At 67.1% G+C, this 18,613-nt stretch carries 20 protein-coding genes; 16 read left to right on the forward strand and 4 right to left on the reverse strand.

What is annotated here, in order from left to right:
* The first annotated feature begins 2 nt into the window (after positions 1 to 2).
* From BJF79_RS14170 to BJF79_RS14245, 16 genes are all read left to right on the forward strand, one after another.
* Complete coding sequence (locus tag BJF79_RS14170) at positions 3 to 1,799, forward strand: alpha/beta hydrolase family protein (RefSeq protein ID WP_075897758.1); 1,797 nt, start codon at positions 3 to 5, stop codon at positions 1,797 to 1,799.
* Between the two features lie 11 nt (positions 1,800 to 1,810).
* Positions 1,811 to 2,851 carry an MFS transporter gene (locus BJF79_RS14175; RefSeq protein ID WP_075897761.1) on the forward strand — a complete coding sequence of 347 codons (1,041 nt, stop codon included), beginning with the start codon at positions 1,811 to 1,813 and terminating at the stop codon, positions 2,849 to 2,851.
* A 7-nt stretch (positions 2,852 to 2,858) separates the two neighbouring features.
* Entirely contained in the window at positions 2,859 to 3,080 is a 222-nt protein-coding gene (locus BJF79_RS14180; RefSeq protein WP_075897763.1) for a hypothetical protein, read from the forward strand.
* A gap of 276 nt (positions 3,081 to 3,356) precedes the next feature.
* The gene (locus BJF79_RS14185; RefSeq protein ID WP_143219916.1) at positions 3,357 to 3,893 is read left to right on the forward strand and encodes a hypothetical protein; all 537 of its coding nucleotides are present in this window, start codon (positions 3,357 to 3,359) and stop codon (positions 3,891 to 3,893) included.
* Between the two features lie 83 nt (positions 3,894 to 3,976).
* Positions 3,977 to 4,165, forward strand: coding sequence for a LuxR C-terminal-related transcriptional regulator (locus BJF79_RS14190; RefSeq protein ID WP_143219917.1), 189 nt, complete (start codon positions 3,977 to 3,979; stop codon positions 4,163 to 4,165).
* A 217-nt stretch (positions 4,166 to 4,382) separates the two neighbouring features.
* Positions 4,383 to 4,955 (forward strand): hypothetical protein, encoded by a 573-nt coding sequence (locus BJF79_RS14195; protein ID WP_075897769.1) that lies wholly within the window; start codon positions 4,383 to 4,385, stop codon positions 4,953 to 4,955.
* A 374-nt stretch (positions 4,956 to 5,329) separates the two neighbouring features.
* Positions 5,330 to 5,572: a hypothetical protein gene (locus tag BJF79_RS53240; RefSeq protein ID WP_143219918.1), complete on the forward strand. Its 243-nt coding sequence runs from the start codon at positions 5,330 to 5,332 to the stop codon at positions 5,570 to 5,572.
* Between the two features lie 18 nt (positions 5,573 to 5,590).
* Entirely contained in the window at positions 5,591 to 7,357 is a 1,767-nt protein-coding gene (locus BJF79_RS14205) for a relaxase/mobilization nuclease domain-containing protein (protein WP_143219919.1), read from the forward strand.
* Positions 7,358 to 7,577: 220 nt separating this feature from the next.
* Positions 7,578 to 7,781, forward strand: coding sequence for a hypothetical protein (locus tag BJF79_RS55390; protein WP_075897775.1), 204 nt, complete (start codon positions 7,578 to 7,580; stop codon positions 7,779 to 7,781).
* On the forward strand, positions 7,778 to 8,692 hold the full coding sequence (locus BJF79_RS14215) for a DUF2637 domain-containing protein (protein ID WP_075897777.1): 915 nt from the start codon (positions 7,778 to 7,780) through the stop codon (positions 8,690 to 8,692). The genes BJF79_RS55390 and BJF79_RS14215 overlap by 4 nt, the downstream gene beginning before the upstream one ends.
* Positions 8,689 to 10,587: a toprim domain-containing protein gene (locus BJF79_RS14220; protein ID WP_075897779.1), complete on the forward strand. Its 1,899-nt coding sequence runs from the start codon at positions 8,689 to 8,691 to the stop codon at positions 10,585 to 10,587. The genes BJF79_RS14215 and BJF79_RS14220 overlap by 4 nt, the downstream gene beginning before the upstream one ends.
* A gap of 28 nt (positions 10,588 to 10,615) precedes the next feature.
* Positions 10,616 to 11,464, forward strand: a complete 849-nt coding sequence (locus BJF79_RS14225; protein ID WP_143219920.1) for a hypothetical protein — start codon at positions 10,616 to 10,618, stop codon at positions 11,462 to 11,464.
* Positions 11,465 to 11,478: 14 nt separating this feature from the next.
* Positions 11,479 to 11,760 (forward strand): superinfection immunity protein, encoded by a 282-nt coding sequence (locus BJF79_RS14230; protein ID WP_075897783.1) that lies wholly within the window; start codon positions 11,479 to 11,481, stop codon positions 11,758 to 11,760.
* Between the two features lie 654 nt (positions 11,761 to 12,414).
* On the forward strand, positions 12,415 to 12,903 hold the full coding sequence (locus BJF79_RS14235) for a hypothetical protein (RefSeq protein ID WP_075897785.1): 489 nt from the start codon (positions 12,415 to 12,417) through the stop codon (positions 12,901 to 12,903).
* 335 nt (positions 12,904 to 13,238) lie between these two features.
* Positions 13,239 to 13,712 carry a hypothetical protein gene (locus tag BJF79_RS14240; RefSeq protein WP_143219921.1) on the forward strand — a complete coding sequence of 158 codons (474 nt, stop codon included), beginning with the start codon at positions 13,239 to 13,241 and terminating at the stop codon, positions 13,710 to 13,712.
* Entirely contained in the window at positions 13,634 to 15,349 is a 1,716-nt protein-coding gene (locus BJF79_RS14245; protein ID WP_143219922.1) for a HEAT repeat domain-containing protein, read from the forward strand. Before BJF79_RS14240 ends, BJF79_RS14245 begins: the two co-directional genes overlap by 79 nt.
* Positions 15,350 to 15,480: 131 nt before the next feature.
* Here the strand turns inward: BJF79_RS14245 and BJF79_RS53250 are convergent, their stop codons facing one another.
* From BJF79_RS53250 to BJF79_RS14260, 4 genes are all read right to left on the reverse strand, one after another.
* Complete coding sequence (locus BJF79_RS53250) at positions 15,481 to 16,479, reverse strand: hypothetical protein (protein ID WP_143219923.1); 999 nt, start codon at positions 16,477 to 16,479, stop codon at positions 15,481 to 15,483.
* 463 nt (positions 16,480 to 16,942) lie between these two features.
* A complete protein-coding gene (locus tag BJF79_RS14250) occupies positions 16,943 to 17,326 on the reverse strand; it encodes a hypothetical protein (protein WP_075897792.1) in 384 nt (127 codons plus the stop codon).
* Between the two features lie 44 nt (positions 17,327 to 17,370).
* Positions 17,371 to 18,063: a hypothetical protein gene (locus tag BJF79_RS14255; protein ID WP_075897794.1), complete on the reverse strand. Its 693-nt coding sequence runs from the start codon at positions 18,061 to 18,063 to the stop codon at positions 17,371 to 17,373.
* Between the two features lie 2 nt (positions 18,064 to 18,065).
* Positions 18,066 to 18,470, reverse strand: a complete 405-nt coding sequence (locus tag BJF79_RS14260; RefSeq protein ID WP_075897796.1) for a hypothetical protein — start codon at positions 18,468 to 18,470, stop codon at positions 18,066 to 18,068.
* Between the last annotated feature and the right edge of the window lie 143 nt (positions 18,471 to 18,613).

An 18,613-nucleotide genomic window follows, 5' to 3' on the forward strand; every position in this document is an offset into this window, starting at 1 on the left:
CCATGCCCGAGTACCTCGACTTCGTCCCCCGGGAACGTTTCCGCAGAACACTGGCGATCTCCCCGGACGGCGGGACGGTCGCCTACTCCAGCAACGCCGGAGGCACTTTCGATGTGTGGACGCTGCCGACGGCCGGTGGAGAACCGCGTCGTCTGACACGGTTGGGGAACCAGGCGGTATCGCAGATCGCCTGGGCACCGGACGGCAAGAGCCTCGTGTTCACCGCCGATCGTGAGGGCGACGAGCAATACCGGGTCTACTTGATCGGCGCCGACGGTGAGGGCGTCGTCGAGGTCGGTTCCGGCCCGGACTGCCAGCGCGTCCTGGCCGAAGGCCCGTTTGATGCGGACGGACGGTACCTCGTCTACGCCGCCAACGACCGAGACGAAACCGTGCAGGACGTCCTCATCCGGGACCTTTCCGACGGCACGGAACGCCGGATCAGGCCGCCGTCGGGCGTCGCCTTCACTCCCGTACGTGTCTCGCCCGACGGACGGTGGCTGACGGTTCGCGGAAGCCGCTCCAACAGCGACGTCGCGGTGTACCTGGTTGACTTCAGCGACCCCGGTGCCGTTCCGGTATGCCTTACCGCCGAGCGTGGCCAGGGGTACTTTGTGCCAGGTCCTTGGACCTCCGACTCGTCCGCCTTCTATCTGCGGACGGACTTGTGGGGCGAGTTCACCACGCTCGGTCTCTATTCACTCCAAGAGAAGTCCCTGACTCAGTTGACTACCGACAAGTGGGACGTTGAACTCGTCGAGGCCGTTGGCGACACGCTGCTGTGGGCGGTGAACGAGAACGGGTGTTCCATCCTGCGCGGGCGCCGGAACGGCACCGATCTCGAACTTCCGCAACTGCCCCGGGGAGTCGTCGACGCACTCGCCCTCACGTCCGATGAGCAGCAGGTCGTGGTGGAGATCGATTCGGCCAGCCGTCCGAGCGAGATCGGGGTGCTCGATCTGCCGACCGGGTTCAGGTACCTCACCGAGACCCGACCGCCTGCACTGCGCACCGTCACCCCAGTCGAGCCCGAAACGATCGCATATCCGTCCAAGGACGGACGTCACGTGCACGCGCTGCTGTACCGACCGCACACAGCGGGCCCGCATCCGGTATTGCTGTCCATTCACGGGGGCCCCGAGGCCCAAGAGCGTCGCCAGTACGGTTACGCGGGTCTCTACCAGTACCTCCTCGCCCAAGGCATCGCCATCCTGGCGCCGAACATCGCCGGCTCCACTGGTTACGGCAGGGCCCACCAGCTCCTCATCTACAGAGACTGGGGCGGGGTCGACCTGGACGATCTCGACCACGCGATCCGATACCTGCAGACCTCCACCGATAGCGACACCGGCCGCATCGCCGTGATGGGCGGCTCATACGGAGGATTCGCCAGCCTCTCCTGCCTGGCCCGCCTGCCCATCCCCTGGTCGGCCGGAGTCTCGGTATGTGGTCCCTCCAACCTGCTCACACTCGCCGAAGAGTGTCCGCCGACGTGGAAACCGAGCGTCGCCGCCGTCCTCGGCGACCCCGACACCGACGCCGAGCACCTCCTGCGGCGTTCGCCCATTACTTACGCGGACGCGATCAATGCGCCGCTGTTCGTTGTCCAGGGCGCCCACGACCCGCGCGTCCCGCAGGACGAGTCCGACCAGATCGTCACGCGCCTCCGCGACCGCGGCGTCGACGTCCGATACGACATCTACCCGGACGAGGGGCACGGATTCGTCAACCGGGCCAACGAGATCAGGGCCTACGGGAACATAGCCCAGTTCCTCATCACCCATCTGCTCAGCAAGTAAGGCACCCAACCTTGTCCGGATTCCTATCACCGTTCTCTCTCTTCAAGGACCGAACGGTCGCGCCCTTGTTCATCTCCCGAGTCGTATCGAGCACGAGCGTCGGGATGGGGCCTGTCGCCCTCGCATGGGGCGTCATGAGCATGGGTTACGGCGCGCGCGAACTATCCGTCGTCGTCGCCTGCAACACCTTTCCCGCCCTGCTCATCTTGTGCGGCGGAATCATCGGCGACCGCTTCCGACGCCACCACGTGCTCATGGGCGCAGAGCTTCTCGCCTGCCTCGCGTGGCTGGCATTGGGACTGTCGTTCACCATGGACCGAGCCCCGCTCCCGCTGCTGTGTGTGCTCGCCGCACTGGGCGGACTCGCGACGGCCATCTTCCTACCGACGATCCGGGGCATCATCGCCGACCTCCTCACCGGAGGTAAGCGTGCTGCGGGCAACGCCTTGATCAGTCAGACCCAGTCAGCTGGTCTTCTCGTTGGCTTCGTCTCCTCGGGTGCGGTCGTGACCCTGCTCGGGCCTGCCTGGGCGGCAGGAGGGAGGGGAGCTTTTTGCGGCGTCAGCGCCGTACTGCTCAGCCGTCTCGCGACGCACCGGCCAGTCCGGAGCGTCCGTGGTAATGCCCTACGCGAATTGTTGGAAGGCTGGCGAGAATTTAAAAGCCGTCCGTGGGTCTGGATCATGACTCTGCACTACACGGCGATCACCATGGCGATGGTCTGCTTCATGAAGATCGCTGGACCGCTCTATACAGAGAACGGGCACGGCGGCGCATGGGCCTGGGGGATCATCAGTGCGGCTCAGCCTCTCGGCGGGCTCGCCGGAGCGCTGATCGGCGCTCGCTGGCGACCGGCGCACCTCATCTGTACGGCGGCGCTCCTTCCCGCGTCGGTGTCCCTCCCGATGCTTCTTATTGGGCGGGGACGCCGCATGGCCGCTCATCGCTATGGCCTCTCTCGTTCCAGGCGCCTTGCTGGCCATCTACTACGTTTTCTGGACGACCGCACTGCAAGACAGGATCCCGCACGCGGTACTCGTCCGAGTCAATAGCTGGAACATGGTCACCAGTTACCTCCTCATGCCGATGACCGTCTTGTGGTCTGGCCCGCTCGTAGCAAACTTCGGTCCGCAGGTGATCGTCGTGACGGCGGCCACGATGGCCATCGTGGCGACTGCTCTGACGCTGTCCGTCCTTTGGGTGCTGCCCGGCGTCCGCTCCCTGCCGGGAGACAGCGACCGTGCGCAGGAAGTCAAACTGTCGACTGCGTCAGTGGCGTGAACTGACGAGGACGCCGTGGCGACCCGACGGATTCAAGCGGCCGAGTTCTCTTCGCTTAGAGAAGTCGAGACACTACCCTCTGTAGTTATGGGTGATGTGCGTAGCAGTTCTCATGAGGCCAGGGCGCGGCGACTCCTGGCGGGCATCGTGTCGAACGAGTTGCTCGATACCTACTCTCGGCTCCTGGCGCAGGGCGGTTGTCGTGTTGACGATCTCCCGCACTTCCCTGGCGGAAACGGGGGGGTCGAGTCTCTCACCCATATGGGAGTCGTCTATGTGCAGGACGACGTCGAGGAAGGAAGCTCGAGGCTGGTGCCGACGTCGCCGGATCTGGCTCTGCAGCGGGCGCTGACCTACATGGCCCGCGAACTCGCCGTCGCGCACGAGATGTTGCTGGACGGGCAAGAACGTCTCCGCGAGCTTCGCTCGACCGCACACCCCTTGTCGGAGAGTCCCATGGATCAACTGGCGCAGATGCTCCCCGATCAGGGTCGGGTCGCCGAGCTGACCTCGAGACTGGCGCGTACAGCCGAACATGACTGGCTGATGCTCGGCGGTTGCGTCTCAGGTGACCGGTCCGCTGATGAGCCGAGCTCCGGATTCGGTGCGGCGCGAAGCAGAGCGATCTACGAGGCCGACTGTGCCGAATCGCCCGCCGGACGCGAGGGCATCGCTGCGACCATTCGCGCCGGCGGCACGGTGCGCCTTCTTCCAGAGATCGGCATGAGCATGAGGCTCGCCGATGAATCCATCGCGCTGCTTTCAGTGACCGAGGAGGCATCGCAGGTGCCTTGCTCATCCAGTCCTCGGTGATCGTTAGGGCGTTTAGGGAGTACTTCGAACTTCTCTGGGAGCGTGCGGTCCCCTACGGAGCCCATGACGACGAGGACGGGCCCTTGCCGGCGGCGCAGATGAAGATCTTGCGTCTCCTCGTCCAGGGCCTGCCGAACCAAGTCATCGCCGACCAGGTGGGCGTGAGCATCACCACAGTCGGACGTCACGCCAATGCGATCCGCGACGCCCTCGGTGTTCAGAACTCGTTCGCGATCGGAGCCACGGCCGTCCATCAGGGCCTGGTCGACTGAGCCCACCGGTTCAGAGTCGAACGAGTTGGTGTTCGGCTGGACCAATGAACAACTTTAAGCGTGTGCTCGACATGCTGATGCCTATAGTTGACTCCGGCGGGCTGGATGCTGCAGTCTCGGACATGGACGGTGGCGCGGCCGCCGTCGCACTCCACAAGATCTGAGGAGAGGAGATCCCGCATGGTCCGACTCACGTTGATGCCGGAGGGCACCTCGCATGGACGATTTCGACGCACGCACCGACGAGCACACCGAGCAGCTCGCCGCCGAGCTGTATAGGCGAGTCCGCGAACTCAACAACTCAACCCAGGGACGGCAGGGCCTGGAGCGGCCGGAGACCGCGTACACGGTCTTGGGAAACCTCGCGCAAGCTTCGTTCGGCCTCGCGCAGACTGCCGAGCAGCTCGACGCGTTCCTCGACCGGGAGCTTTCGGCCGGTCGTCTCGGGCACGAGCGCGGTGGTGGCCTCGTTCCGATCATCGTTCTTGCGCACGACGCGCTGCAGCGGGCGCACGAGTATGCGGCCGAACTCGGTGACTCTTTCCGTCGAGCGCAAGGTGCGCTCACCTCGGTCCACAGCACGGTGGACGGCGAGACGCAAGCGCTCGACAACGCCGAAGAAGCCGACGCGACGGTCGTCGACCAGGCGGCGTCGGATATCGAACCGGCCGCAAACGATTTCCCGACCTCCATCGGGGAGGCTTTGTCCAGACAGGGGAGGGCGGACCTCATCCAGCATTTTCAGCGGCCGCCGGCGCCGAAGGCTCCTCGCCCTCGTCGGGAACCGTGACCATGTCGACGAAGAGCCGTTCGTCTGATTCCTGACCGCGTGCACGGACGCGTGACGACGGTCACCGGCGGGGTCCTGGCGTTGCCGCCGGGGCTCCGCCGACGCGGGGCAAGAAATGGAAAACCTATGGTTTTGCTGCACCGGGCGCGGTGCAGCCGGAGGTCGATCGAGCGCGATCCGGTGTGAGGAGGCCAGTGGAGGAGGACGGTAAGACCGGGTCGACGTCTCGGAGGGGGACGCGTCGGAACACGAGAGCTCATCGCACGCCTCGGCGTGATCGTGGTCTGTGCATCGCTCTGTCGGAGGAGGAGTACGCGTGCCTGTCGTCGGCTGCCGGGCGTGAGTTCCTGGCGACCGGCGCGTGGGCGGCGGAGGTGCTGCTGGCCGCTGCCAGGGGTTCGGCCCGTCCCGAGTACTCGGACGTCAGGGAGACGCTGATCGAGGTCATGCGGGCGTCGGGTCAGGCGCGCCGGATCGGCGTCAACCTGAACCAGGTAGTTGCGGCCTTGCACGCGGGCGACCCGCCGCCGCAGCTTCGCTGGTACGCCGAGGCAGCCGCGCGGGCCGTCCAGAGGCTGGACGACCTGGCCGAAGAGTTGCGCCGTCGACTTCCCTGACCTCTTGCGGGGGGCGGGGTGATCGGGAAGGTGTTGCGGGGCAGGCGGGTGCAGGGCCTGCTCCGGTACCTGTACGGCCCCGGGAGGCAAGGCGAGCACGAGAACCCGCGCATGGTGGCGGGGTACGGGGACCCGGCCTCGCTCGAGCCGATTCTACGGGCGGACGGCCGGCGAGATTTTCGCCGGCTGGACCGCCTGCTGACGCAGCCGCTGGCGGCGTTGGGGGACCGCAACTACGGCAAGCCGGTGTGGCATCTGTCGTTGCGGGCGGCGCCGGACGACCCGGTCCTGTCGGATCGGCAGTGGGCGCAGGCCGCGAACGAGGTCATGGCCCGCACCGGCCTGGCGGCGGACGGCGACGCGGACGGCGACGCGGACGGCGACGCGGACGGCGTCCGCTGGGTCGCCGTCCGCCACGCCGACGATCACATACACATCGTCGCCACGCTGGCGCGCGCGGACGGCGTGCGGCCGGAGATCTGGAACGACGGCTATCGCGTCCGCGAGGCGTGCCGGGCGGTGGAGCGGCGGTTCGGACTGCGGTCCACGGCTCCGGCGGACCGGACGGCGGCCCGGCGGCCCACGCGCGCCGAGTCCGAGAAGGCCGTCCGCCGCGGACGGGACGAGGCGGCGCGGACGGTCGTTCGCCGTGCGGTGCAAGCCGCGGCGGCGGGCGCGGCCGGGGACAAGGAGTTCTTCGCCCACCTGACCGGCGAGGGGCTACTGGTCCGGCGGCGTTTCAGCCGGCGGACGCCCGGCGAGGTCACCGGCTACGCCGTCGCCCTGCCCGACGACGTGAACGCCGCGGGGGAGCCGGTCTGGTACGGCGGCGGAAAGCTCGCCGCCGACCTCACCCTCCCGAAGTTGCGGCGGCGGTGGACGGCGGACGGGCTCGGACGGCACCTGTCCGCGCCGTCCGCACGGGCCGTGCTGCGGACGGCCGTCCGCCGCGCCGCGGACGAAGCGCGGACCGTCCCGCAGTTCCTCGACCGGCTGAGCGACGACGGTCTCCTGGTCAAGCTCCGCTACAGCCAACAGGTCGCCGACCAGATCACCGGCTACGCGGTCGCTCTACCGACCCCGGAAGGCGAGGAACCCACCTGGTACCCGGGGAGCCGCCTCGCCCACGACCTGTCCCTGGCGAGCCTCCACGCCCGCTGGGACGACCCGGACGTCAAGCGACGACCGGTTCGAGACGACCTCACGCCGGAGGAACGCCAAGCGTTCTACGACGACGCGGCGAAGGCCGCGGCCTTCGCCACCGCGCAGATCCGCCGACATCTGGCCACGAACCCCTACGCCGCGCAAGATGCCTGCTGGGCGGCGTCCGACGCACTCCAAGCCGCGGCCGCCGCCACCGGGAACCGGCACCTCCGGCGCGCCGCTCACGCCTACGACCGTGCCGCCCGGTTTCCGTACGGCCGGATCCCGCGCCCGAGTTCTGCCGGCAATGCTCTACGTGCGGCGGCCCGGATCTTGAGACTCACCGGGTTCCCGAAGGACAACGCGACCGTGTCCATCCTGACGCTGGTCGCGAACCTGTTCTCCCTAGTGGACACCATCGCCCATGTACGCCGCCTCCAGCAGCACCAGGCGCAAGCCGACGCCGCCCGCACCGCCGCCCGCCACCTCGGGCACGGTCACTCCGCTCCCGACTCCTCGCAGGCGATGCTCGCCATGACCGGCTTCCCCAACCCCTGGCGCGCGCCGGGCGCCGCCGCATCGCAGCGGCCCACGTCCAGACGGCCGAGCGGTCCGTCCCCGCGACGGGGACCGACCCGGTAGTTGATTAAGGGCGTTCGACACGCCGACCAGTCACTTTGGTTGACCGTGGCGGTCGCATGCTGCATCGTTCTGGCCAAGGACTTTAGTTGATGAATCGATATGTTCATCAGCCACTGCCGACGGGGGAGTGATGGGAATGCGAGCTGGCAGGAGAAGGACCGAGCTGGAGGTACGGCGGGAACACCTCCTCAGGTTGCGTGCCGAACTCACGCGTCTGGGTGTGCCGACACACGTCAACAAGCCTCGGAACGGACGGTGGCAGCTGCGGGTCCGGTGCGGCAGGTGGAGCGAGACGGTCCTGTGCGCGGGCGCCGAAGGCACGTACGCCTACGTCACCGGTCACGGCCGACTGCTCGGCCCGGCGCACGACGCCAGGTACATCGCCCGCGTCCTGAGCTGGATGGTGGAGAGGCGGTCGCGATGATCGGCCTCCGCCGATCGCCGAGCGCAGCCGGGACCTCGCGCGCCAAGGTCGTCACGGTCGTGGCAGTCGTGGTCGCGCCGCTCACTTTGAGCTTGGCCGCGCTCGGGGGAGTGGGGTCGTTCTCGACCGTCCGGGAGATGGCTGAACCGTACTTCGGAGGGCTGGCCTGGATCGTCCCGATCGGGATGGACCTCGGGATTTTGATCCTGCTGGTGTGGGACCTGCTGTTGGAGTTCCTCGACATGCCGTGGTCGGTCCTGCGGTGGGTGGCCTGGGCTTACATCGCCGGGACGGTCATGGTGAACGTCGCCGCGGCGCACGGCCACCTCGCAGGCGGCGTGATGCACGCGGCCATGCCGGTCCTGTTCATCACCGTCGTCGAAGGTGTACGCCACCTGATTCGCCGATGGGTCGGCCTCACGTCCGGGAGCCGTATTGAGCGCGTCCCCGCGATGCGCTGGCTGCTCGCGCCGGTGTCGAGCCTGCTGCTGTGGCGCCGCATGATCCTCTGGCACATCACCGGCTACCGGCAGGGACTCGACCTCGAGTACCGCCACCTGCTCGCAGTCTCCGAACTCCAGCAGCAGTACGGCAGATGGATGTGGCGATGGCGTGCGCCGTTGGACGAGCGACTGTCCCTTCGCAAGCTCCCGACCGACGTCACGACCATCGAAGTTCCACAGCCTGGGCACGAACCGGCTGCGGTTGCCGTCCCCAGTTCGTCCGACGATGACGAGATGATGCCGATCGCCCGCCGCATCCGACGCGAAATGGAGCGGCAAGGCATCCGATTCACGAGGGACGAACTCGGGGACCGTCTCCGCGCCCTCGGCTACTCGATCGCCAACAAGCGCGTCGCGAAGCTTGCCGCGGTCGTGCGTGCTGAGTCGTCCCGGCGGGACTCGACATGACGTCCCCCGAGGTCGCACGCAGCGACAACCGCGAACGCCAGGTCGACATCCTGCACGGCATCGCCGTCCACGGCGTGGCAAGCCTCTACGAAGGCCGCCTCGCCTGGGAAGACTGGCTCGACGCTGCGCACCGCCACGGACGCTTCGGGTTCATCAATACGTTGCTCATCCCAGCCCAGCGGCGCACAGCCACCGACGTCCGCGGCTACGACGACTGGCAGAAGCACGGACGCCAGGTTCGCCGGGGCGAAACAGCGATCCGTGTCATTTCCACACGAGGAAGGGCTCGGCCCGTCTTCGACATCGCCCAGACCGACGGAGAGGACGTCGAAGAACCTGCGAGGTCCACGCCTGCCGAAGCACTGGCCCGGCTCTCCCGACTCGCCGCCGACCTCGGCCTGTACGTCGACCGAGGCCAAGGCTGGACCTACCTCGGAGAACCCGCACGCCGGATCGTGCTCGCCCCCGAACTCGACGACGTCACCGCGGCGACCAAACTGGCGCACCAACTCGCCCACGCGGTACAGCCCAACGCCACCGTTGACGCTCCGGCGGCCGACTCCGCTGCATGCCACGGAGTCCGGCAAGTTGTCGCAGACTCGGTAGCCCGCTTGGTGCTCGCGGAAATCGGCTTGCCGGACTCCGGCCTTTCCCTCCCGTCTCCCCGGCAGTGGGCGGGGACGGACGAACGTGCGGCCCCGGCAGCCGCCATCCGAGCCGTCGGCGAGCAGGTTCTCCGCAGCGCATCACGACTCCGCCGCCACATGGCGAACCTTCCCACCGACCCGCCGAAATCCTGGCCCACACTCGCAGGCAGCAGTGCGACCGAAGGACGAGACGAACTCCTCGCCGCCATCGACGCCGCACATCGCTTCTACACGAACAACCTCGCCGGGAGCTGGACCGCGGACTACCTTGCCGATCGCGGCTTCACGACCGCCGTGCAAGCGCAGTGGGAGATTGGGCATGCCCCGCGGACGCACCAAACTCTCGTCCGCCACCTCCGCGAGCACGGCCATACGGACGACATGATCGTGCAAGCCGGTCTGGCGCGGATCGGAAACGGCGGCAACCTCGCCGACCTCTTCAGCCACCGTGCCGTTCTGCCGCTGCGGGACGCCACGGGCACTCTCGTCGGGTTCATCGGTAGGCGTCCCGACGGCGGCAAGGGACCGAAGTACCTCAACACCCCGGGGACGGCCGTGTTCCGCAAGAACGAGATCCTCTTCGGCCTGTCCGAGGGAAGCGAACGACTCGCTAAGGGCGTCCGTCCGCTCCTCGTCGAGGGGCCGCTCGACGCCGTTGCGGTCAACGTCACGATGCCCACGCACTACGTCGCCGTCGCACCTTGCGGCACGGCGATCACCCCGGCCCACATCGAAGCGCTCGGTCGCCGCTACGACCTCAACACGTCCGGCCTCGTCCTCGCGCTCGACGGCGACTCCGCTGGACGTGCCGCCGCAGTCCGTTCCTGGCAGGCACTGCGCCACATCACCGGCCCGGTTGAAGTGGCGCTGCTTCCCGAAGGGCGCGACCCGGCAGACATACTTTCCTCGGCGCGGCAAGCAACTGTCGCCGACTCGCTGCGTTCTGTAATACCCCTCGCTGACCTGCTTGTTGATGAGAAGATGGAGCAGTTCGGGGAGCTGGAGTTCATCGAGACCCGGCTGGCCGCGGCTCGTTCCACCGCGCGCGTGATCGCGGAGCTGCCGCCGTCCCAGATCGCCCGGCAAGTAAGCCGCGTCGCTGCCCGTACCGACATAGACCCGGCCGAAATCACCTCCGCCGTCGCCTCCGCGATCAGCCCCGAGCCGCCGACAGACGGCTTGCCTACGCGCCCAAGCCGGTCACCCACCCACATGGGAAACCGATCGACCCGGCGTGTCCCCAAGTGACCGCCCTCTCGAACTGCAGGAGAAGACCATGACCGATCGGCAGCACCCCGACCCCATCACCGAAGGGTTCGTTCACAGCGGCCAGCGACTCGTACAACTCATCACGATCGCCACCGCACTACAGCAGGGCTATGCACGGAGAATCGCACGCTTAAAGGAGGCGCAGCAGGCCCAGGACGCCGCGGCCGAACGAGCCGAGAACGAGGCGCGCAAGGCGGCATTCCACGAGGCGCGATCACGCTGGTCCCCGGCTCACGACCGCACCTGGCTGCGACAGGCCGGCCTCCTCGATGTCGCTCAGGCGTGGGGAGCCGCCGTTCCTTACACGACCGACAACGCCTCCGCCGCCACAGCCGTCCGCAAGTGCGAAGAACGTCTGCGCGATCTGCACCCGCATGCCATGAACCACTACGACCGCCTTCGAGCCGAAGGCGACGACCCGCTGGTCGCCATGGGCAAGGCGGCTCCGTTCTTCACCCGGGATCCCAACGTCCGCACCGGTGAACCAGCGCCCCAACGAGCAGAACTCGACGAGGGAACCGACATCCGCTGGGCGGCGACCGTCCACGGCCCGCACCGCCACGAGTGGGAGCAGGCGCGCCAGGAGCAGCGAGCCCGCGGCATCGTCGACCGCCTCCAAGACGACCACGAGATCGACCCCGGCCAACTCCGCACGACCCTTGAGGCCACCACGAACCTGCCGGACAAGGTCATCACCAAAGTCACCCCGACGCCCCAGGCCCGCCTCGCCGCCGACGGCTTCCCGTTCACCATCCACGAGGCCCTCGAAATGAGCGCCGGCCAGCCCTTCGAAGCCCCATCAACGCGAAAGGCGCCCGGTCACGCAACTGATCGTAACCGGCGACGCAACCTCTGAACTGCGAGGAAAACATGACCACCGGAATCAACCCCGATTGGCTGTTGGGTCTGGCGCTGATCACCACGTTGGTGTTCCTCGCCGTCCTCCCGACCCTGATCGCCGTGTTGCGCGGCGCGGACGAACTCATGCTGATCGTCCTCGTCAACGCGCTCTGCTGCGCCACCGTCCTGGGCTGGCCGCTGGCCGTCATCATGGCCATCAAGTGGCCCCGCAAGTACCCGCGCCCGCCCCGAGCGCCGCGCGTCCAGAAACGACTGCGCGCCCGTGGTCACCAGCAGGAGCCCTATGTGTAGCTTCCAGACTCCGTCGATAGGCACCCTGCTCAAAATGTCCGCCGCCCTCGCGGTGGGTTCTCTCGGCGTTCTGCCTCTCGTCGGCCAGCAGACGGCGGAGGCGGCGGCGACCGCGGAATGCGGCCCGTTCGGCCCCACTGCAAGCCGTCACGTCGATCGTGAGAAGCTCTGCCGCCGGACTCGGCAGGAGGTCCTGGAGAGCATAAAGACCAGCAATGACCCCGATCGGGAGGACGCTATTCGCGACTCCTTCCCGGTGCCACAGCAGCCACGCCGCTCGACCGAGAGCACTCCACCCGCCACAGGCTCAGCCGAACACGAGCCTGTACCAACGGCATCGACGAGCACCAATCCAGGATCCGGCACCGGACAGCAGCGCAACCCAGAGACGAGGGACAGTCCGGTGCCAGGCCGAAGCCATGCCCCGCGATCCGGAACCTCAACGGTGCCGAGCCTGGACACGCACGCTCCCAAGCCGACCCAGAGAAAGGATGCAAGTCCGCCGATCGCTCGGTTGGCTTTGCTGTCCGTCCTTCTAACAGCCCTCGCCGGACTCTCATACCTGTGCGGCCGAAGCAGCGTCCTCATCCCGCGTCGAGAAGGGCCTGCAGAAAGTTCGCCTGCTCGGATACAAGTCGAAGACTCTCCAAGCGCTTGGCCGCTCTCTGCCCGTTCACGGTAGTCGCCGGCCTTGGTGCTGAAGACGCCGTTCGGTACATCGTCGTCGAGCTCTTGAGCCGATACCCCGGCAACGCTGCCGAGGTCGTCCTCAGCCGCCAAGACGCATGGCACCTGTTCGGAATCGACGTCGGCACGTTTCGCGAGGACCAGATCCCGGGCCTGACACTCTTGGAAGACGCAGAGGAGATCCGCAGATACCTGCTCGTCTCGACCACGTCCCGCCGCGTGCTCATAAGCTCCGCCGCCGACGGCGGCGGATACTGCGATATCGCCGCCCAGCACCGGGACGGCCTGGCACTCGTGTGCCTGTCCTCCGACCTCGAACCGTCACTCACGATCTCGGCCGATGGCGAAACCACCACGCTTGCCGTTGGTCGGCAAGTACCCGACCGACTACGCCTACTGCCGAGGCAGGAAGCCTTCCTCGCATTGACGGCTATGCCCACCTTCTCGACGCTTTGAGTAACAGCGCCGGAGATTCGCCCTCGTGACGGTACGTCGGAACCGGGGCGTCCTGGGGAGTAGCTTCAGGACGCCAGCGCGACACCGACACGACAGCAGTTCCAGGCCATCGAGGTACGCGGTGATCTGCTCGGCCGTTCGCGGCTTGTAGGGGTCTTCCGCTTCGGCGCGCGTCTTTTCGGCTGGAGCGACGGCCCCGGGCCTGAGGACGTCGCTCCCGTCGTTCAGCACCAGGAAACTGCCGACGGGAGGCACACCGCTCGCCAGCCACCGGAGCGATATTCGGCGAGCCATTCTCGCTCTCCACCGCCAGGACGGGAGGGGACGATTTGTCGGTGCGGCCGGGCATGATGCCGCGTATGTTCACCGGACTTCACGACATCGACTGGTCGTCAATGGGGCATGCGTACGGTTCGGCTGAGGAGGTCCCGGACCTTCTGCTGGCGCTGCGTTCGTCGGACGCCAAGGAGCGGCGTGAGGCTCTCAGCAGGTTTTACGGCGCGGTGCATCACCAGGGCGACGTGTATCCGTGCACGGTGGCGAGCCTGCCGTTTCTCTTCGAGTTGGCGGCCGAGGCCGTTACGCCCGACAGAGCGGACATCGTTGAGTTGCTGGTGAGCATCGGATCGGCGGCCGTTGAACGCTGCGACGTGGAGTACGTCGGTTCCGTCGACTTCAGCGGAGCTGCAGTGGTGGTCCGCAGCCGCGCGGAGACGTTCATCAGATTCGCGTGCGATCCCGATGTTCGCGTGCGCCGCGCCGCAATCCCGGGCTCGGTTCGTTCATCGACGACGGCAACCAGGCCCTGACGGTACTGTGCGGTCGGCTGCGGGCCGAGCCGAGCTTCGTCGAGCAGATACTGATCGTCGAAGCGATGGCGGACCTGGCCCTCCGCCTACCGGAACACACCGACGAGGCGATGGCGTGGTTCACCGATCTTGGCGCCGATTCGACCACGGTTCCTCAAACCAGGCTCGCGGTCGTGGTTCAACGCGCTCGCTGCGTACCCGGGCAGGTAGGTGACGACACCGTCACGGCGGCGATCGAGCTGCTGCGGGAACTTGACGATGCTGCCGTGCCGGCCGAAGCGTGGTGCGACCCGTCCCGCCTGGCGAGCCCGGCCGCCGCCGGAGACGGAGCGCCACCGCAGATCGTCGCCGCTTTCCAGGACCTCGAACGAGACCGCCGGATCCACTCACCCATCACGGATTTGCTGCGCACCTTCCATTGGACCTTGGCGGGGAAGGTCCCGGAGCGGACGGCACTTCTCGCCGAGCAGTTGCGCAGCCGCGATCCCGGTTCCTGCCTGGACGCCGTCCGGATGAGCGCCGAGCTTATGACGACCTGGCGCGGAGATCACACGCGGCTCGTCATGCTCGTCGCCGAACACCTCAACGCGTCCCGCGATCAAGTCGCTGCGGAGGCGGCGGCCACGTTGGACTCCTGTCATGTGATCGCCGAGCCGGCCCGCGGAGCTCTGGCGGCGCACGTCGCCGCGCAGTACGCCACGTACGGGCCGGACGTCTGGCGTGCACCCCAGCCGCACTTGCGCAGGAGCCATCAAGGGGCCGTCCAGGCGCTGGCCCGTCTCGGGGATGTGCGAGCAGTGCCGAGCATCCTCACGGCCCTGGACAGCGGAGACGACGCCTGGCGGGCCGTGAAGGTCGCTGGAACACTGCCGCAAGCCGCCGATCAGCTGGCACCCCACCTATGCGACCATTTGAGGGGTCTCGACCTCACCCAGCCAGCCTGGGAGATGAGTGTGCACTCGGACCTGTCGGCCCTGGCCGCCCTCGCCGACGGCAGCGCCATCAGCGTGATCAGCGAGACCCTCGATATGGCGGCATCTCATGGGCTGTGGCCCATCGCGTGCTCGGCCCTGGAAGCGCTGAAAGCGTTCGGTTCGTCAGCGGCCCCCGCGCTACCGACGATCCGGTCTCTGATCACGGCCTCCGACGCCCATGTGCGTCCCGCGGCCGTCGCCGCGCTGTGGGCCGTCGTCGGTGACTCGGACGAAGTCATCCAGCCATTGCTCGATCTGCTCCACGACCCCATCACCTTCCGAATCACCAAGGCAGCCGACGTGCTCGCCGAAATCGGCCTTCCCGCACATGTAGCACTGCCTCGCCTACGAGACCTCCTGTCTCACAGGTACGAATGGGTCCGAGTCCCTTGCGCGGCCGCCCTCTGGGAGATCGGCGGCGCCCCGGAGACACCGGCTGTGCTGGACACACTCCTCCAAGCCTGGGAACAGAACCCTGCGATCGCCAACCGAGTCGTCGCGTGCCTGGACCGCATGGGCCCTGCCGCGCGACCTGCTCTGCCCCAACTCCGCTCCGAACTGCTCCACCCACAGCGTCGCGGCAGATTCAACAGCATCGACAACGACGAAGATCTGCAACGAATCAGCCGTGCTCTCATTGACCGGTTACGAGATCTGCGCTGAGTGCCTGAATTGGCGCCATTCTGTCGGTAGCGCCCATGCTCTGGTGGCCAGTTTGGCGTGAGCACGCTGATGTCGTGGAGAGAGGTTGCTGGCGCTAAGCAAGCAAACCACTTTCGCGCCGGTTCTCCCTCCTACTTGCGTCTTCCTCTGGAGGCTGGTGGTGATTGCTGGTTTCGTCTGCTTTCTTGCTGAGGAGTTCTCGCTGAAGATAGTAGATGTTCGATGGGGGTCGGGAATCCGGCAGCCGCTTCGCGTGCAACCAACGGAGCATCCTCCGATGGTTTCAGACTAGATATGGATTCGATGGCGTGACCTAGGGCGACTGCTGCTTTAGTGCCTTTGGTTTCGGCAAGCTTATAGCGCTTGAAAAGTGGGGCGGCATGGCCGTGCCACCAGAGACGTTGTTCCGGGGTCTGGTTGTATTTTTCGATGGCCCAGACGATGGCTGCGTCGTTGCTGGCCAGGCGTCGATCGCGGGCGATGGTATTGCAGGCATCGAGCACTTTTAGGGGTGCTGCTGAGATTTCTCTTACTTGGTAGGGGGTTGGGGCCAGTACGTCGAGTGGCTTCACGCGGTAACTGCTTCGAGGGCTTGGTCGCCAGTCGGGGTCGCGGTAGACGAGGCGTCCGAGCCGGATGATCAGGTCGCTGGCGTCCGTCGCTGCAGCACTGTCGGGGTGGCCGAAATAGCCGGGAAGTTCGTTCCAGTACTTGACGACGGACCGCCATTCCCGGCTAGCTTTCGCTGCGGTGGTGACTGCTTCGTCGAATTTCGGCACCGATCTATTCTCGTTCAGCTCTTCCAGTCGTCGGGCCAGGCTGAGGATGAGTTTGTGGTTGATGTCGCTGGTGATGGCGGCTGCGGTGGCGAGATAGCGCCACGTCGCGACTGTGACTGGTGATCCTGGTGTCTTGAGCCGTTGGACGCTGGCGTTGATTCCGGTCAGGAGGTCGCTGGGGCTTTCGCCGGGGTGGGGCGGTAGGCGTGCCGGTGTGGTCCGGAAAGGGATGGTGGCGATCGGGTCGGTTTTGAGGTTGTTGGGGACGCGGGACAGGGCGGCGGCTCGCCGTAGTGGGTTGATGGCTGCTCGGGGTGTTGAAATGCCTCTTTGCGCCAGGTGGGCGGCCATGGCGATGTGTTCGGCGAGTCCGTGCATGAGCGACTGGGCCGCGTCGGGACCGGTAATGACGGTGGCGCTGTCGGAAGTCGCCGGCCGGGGACGGTGGTGAGGTGTGAGGTGAGCAGGTCGAGGCCGCAGCCGAGGGCGATGGAGATGGACCGCAGTCGGGCATTGAGTTCGGTCGCGGGAGTCTCGGCGAGGGAGGGTGCGTCGAGGGCGAGTTGCGCCGAGCGGAGGAGCGTCGCGGTGTGGTGGGCGGCGTCCCGCACGACGTGTTGGGTGGTGTGCGGGACGCCGAAGCCGTCGGCGATGCGGTCGTGGTAGCGGATCAGGACGGTGATGAGCCGGGACAGTTCGGCGGGGACGGCCGGGTGATGGGCGTGCGCGCTGGTTTCCGGGGTCCGGAGTGTCCGTCGCAGTTCGGTGAGGTGCCGGTGGGCGAGGGCGGTCATGTCGCCGAAGGTCGCCATGGTCACCGAAGGGCTTCCCGGAGTCGGCTCGCGTGGAGGGCCGCTTGGAGGCAGGCCATCTTGTCGTTGGGGTCGGCGGCGAGTTCGGCGGCGCGGACGAGGTTCTGGGTGACTTTGCGGGCGAGGGCGAACAGGGCGTCGGCGGTGGCGTTCTCGGCGGTGTGGTCGGACGGGACGGCGGCGTGCAGGGACGGGGCTTGTTTGAGGGCTTGGTGGGCTTGGACGGCTTCGCCTTCGGCCAGTCCCCAGGCGATGAATCCGTCGGGTTCCTGGGCGGCGAAGGCGGTGATGACGCGTTCGGTGTGGGCGAGGTCGTTGAGCGCGGTCGTCATGATCTCGGTGAACCAGGTGTGCCGGACTTCGTGGTGTTCGCGTTCGTGGGCCATGCGGGATGTCCTCCGTCCGGGCGTTGCCGTGGAATCTGTGCAGGTCAGAACGGTTCGGTGTGGTCTTCTCCGTGCGGCGGCCGAGGGAGAGCGGTGTTCGGTGGATGGGCCGCGTTGGTAATTTTCGGGTTCAGTCCTTTCAGGAGTTCGGGTGCGGGGACGCCGCTCCAGGTACTGAGGGCGGCGAGGAGCCGCTGGCAGTCCTGGCGGAGGACGCCCTGAGCAGGCAGTGGTGTGCCGGGAATACGCAGCGCCAGGTCGATGTAGGCCGATTCGGCCTGGAGCGCGCGGGTCACGATCCCGAGCTTGGTGCTGGTGGCGGGGAAGGGCGGGGCCGGCGCGAGCCTGGCGGCGGGTTCATCGTAGACGTTCGGGACGCCGGGGACGGCGACGAGGAAGGTGCGGTCGTTGGCCGTGTCGGTGGTGATCCAGCCGATGATGGTGCCGCAGCGGTTGCCGTGGTGGGGCAGGCGCACGTGGTCGCCGATGCCGTAGAAGGATTGCTCGGCGGCTTCGTCGGCGTGGACGGAGCGGCCGGTGTTGATCACGCTGGAGAAACTGATGCCGTACCGTCCGGCGTAGTGCTCCAGGTCGCAGATGAGCGCGGCCATGAGCGCGGAGGCGTAGAGCTGGTCGCGGCCCAGGAGCGTGGGCTTGCCGGGGAAGGCCGCGTGCTCGTAGCCCTGCAGGGCCTTGGCGGCGCGCGCGAGTTGGCCGGTGGGGACGTGGTGGGTCATGGTCACCTCAAGGCGGTGTGGATGTGGCCGGCGTGGCGGGCGGCGCGAAGGCAGGCCACCCGGTCGCCGGGTTCGGGTGTCTTGGCCGCGACGTTGACGATCGCCTCGGCCACGACCAGGACGAACGCGGCGATGGACGCGGCGAGCTCTTCGACGTCGGGGCCGGTGGATGAGGGACGGGCGGGGCTGCTGTTGAGGGTTGGTGCGGTGGACAGGACCGACCAAGCGGTGATGGCCTCGGCGCGGGCCGTCTGGTAGCCGGGATAGGAATGGGCGGGAGCCAGGTCGGCGAGGTGAGCGGTGGCGCGTTCGATGACCTCCAGGCCGGTGAGGGCGGTCGCGAGCAGGGCGGGGACGCCGTCGGCGGAGCAGATCTGCTGGGCGATGTGCTCGAAGTGCTGCTTCATACGTGCCTCCGGAGCGTCAAGACAACTCAACCCCAGTAGATGACACATCGAATGTCCGTTGACTGAAGTTGTTGTCTTGCCAGTGTGCTTGTGTGGTGACCGAGGGTCAACGATGGTTGCGGTGTGTTGATGTTGTCGCTGAA

Origin of the sequence: Actinomadura sp. CNU-125, from assembly GCF_001942465.1 — a bacterium.
Classification (GTDB): domain Bacteria; phylum Actinomycetota; class Actinomycetes; order Streptosporangiales; family Streptosporangiaceae; genus Spirillospora.

Coding starts and splice junctions, on each gene's coding strand:
- BJF79_RS53250 (WP_143219923.1), bottom strand. CDS start 16,479: ATGGCCGCCCACCTGGCGCAAAGAGGCATTTCAACACCCCGAGCAGCC.
- BJF79_RS14250 (WP_075897792.1), bottom strand. CDS start 17,326: ATGGCCCACGAACGCGAACACCACGAAGTCCGGCACACCTGGTTCACC.
- BJF79_RS14170 (WP_075897758.1), top strand. CDS start 3: ATGCCCGAGTACCTCGACTTCGTCCCCCGGGAACGTTTCCGCAGAACA.
- BJF79_RS14195 (WP_075897769.1), top strand. CDS start 4,383: ATGGACGATTTCGACGCACGCACCGACGAGCACACCGAGCAGCTCGCC.
- BJF79_RS14215 (WP_075897777.1), top strand. CDS start 7,778: ATGATCGGCCTCCGCCGATCGCCGAGCGCAGCCGGGACCTCGCGCGCC.
- BJF79_RS14230 (WP_075897783.1), top strand. CDS start 11,479: ATGACCACCGGAATCAACCCCGATTGGCTGTTGGGTCTGGCGCTGATC.
- BJF79_RS14225 (WP_143219920.1), top strand. CDS start 10,616: ATGACCGATCGGCAGCACCCCGACCCCATCACCGAAGGGTTCGTTCAC.
- BJF79_RS14180 (WP_075897763.1), top strand. CDS start 2,859: ATGGTCACCAGTTACCTCCTCATGCCGATGACCGTCTTGTGGTCTGGC.
- BJF79_RS14260 (WP_075897796.1), bottom strand. CDS start 18,470: ATGAAGCAGCACTTCGAGCACATCGCCCAGCAGATCTGCTCCGCCGAC.
- BJF79_RS14220 (WP_075897779.1), top strand. CDS start 8,689: ATGACGTCCCCCGAGGTCGCACGCAGCGACAACCGCGAACGCCAGGTC.
- BJF79_RS14255 (WP_075897794.1), bottom strand. CDS start 18,063: ATGACCCACCACGTCCCCACCGGCCAACTCGCGCGCGCCGCCAAGGCC.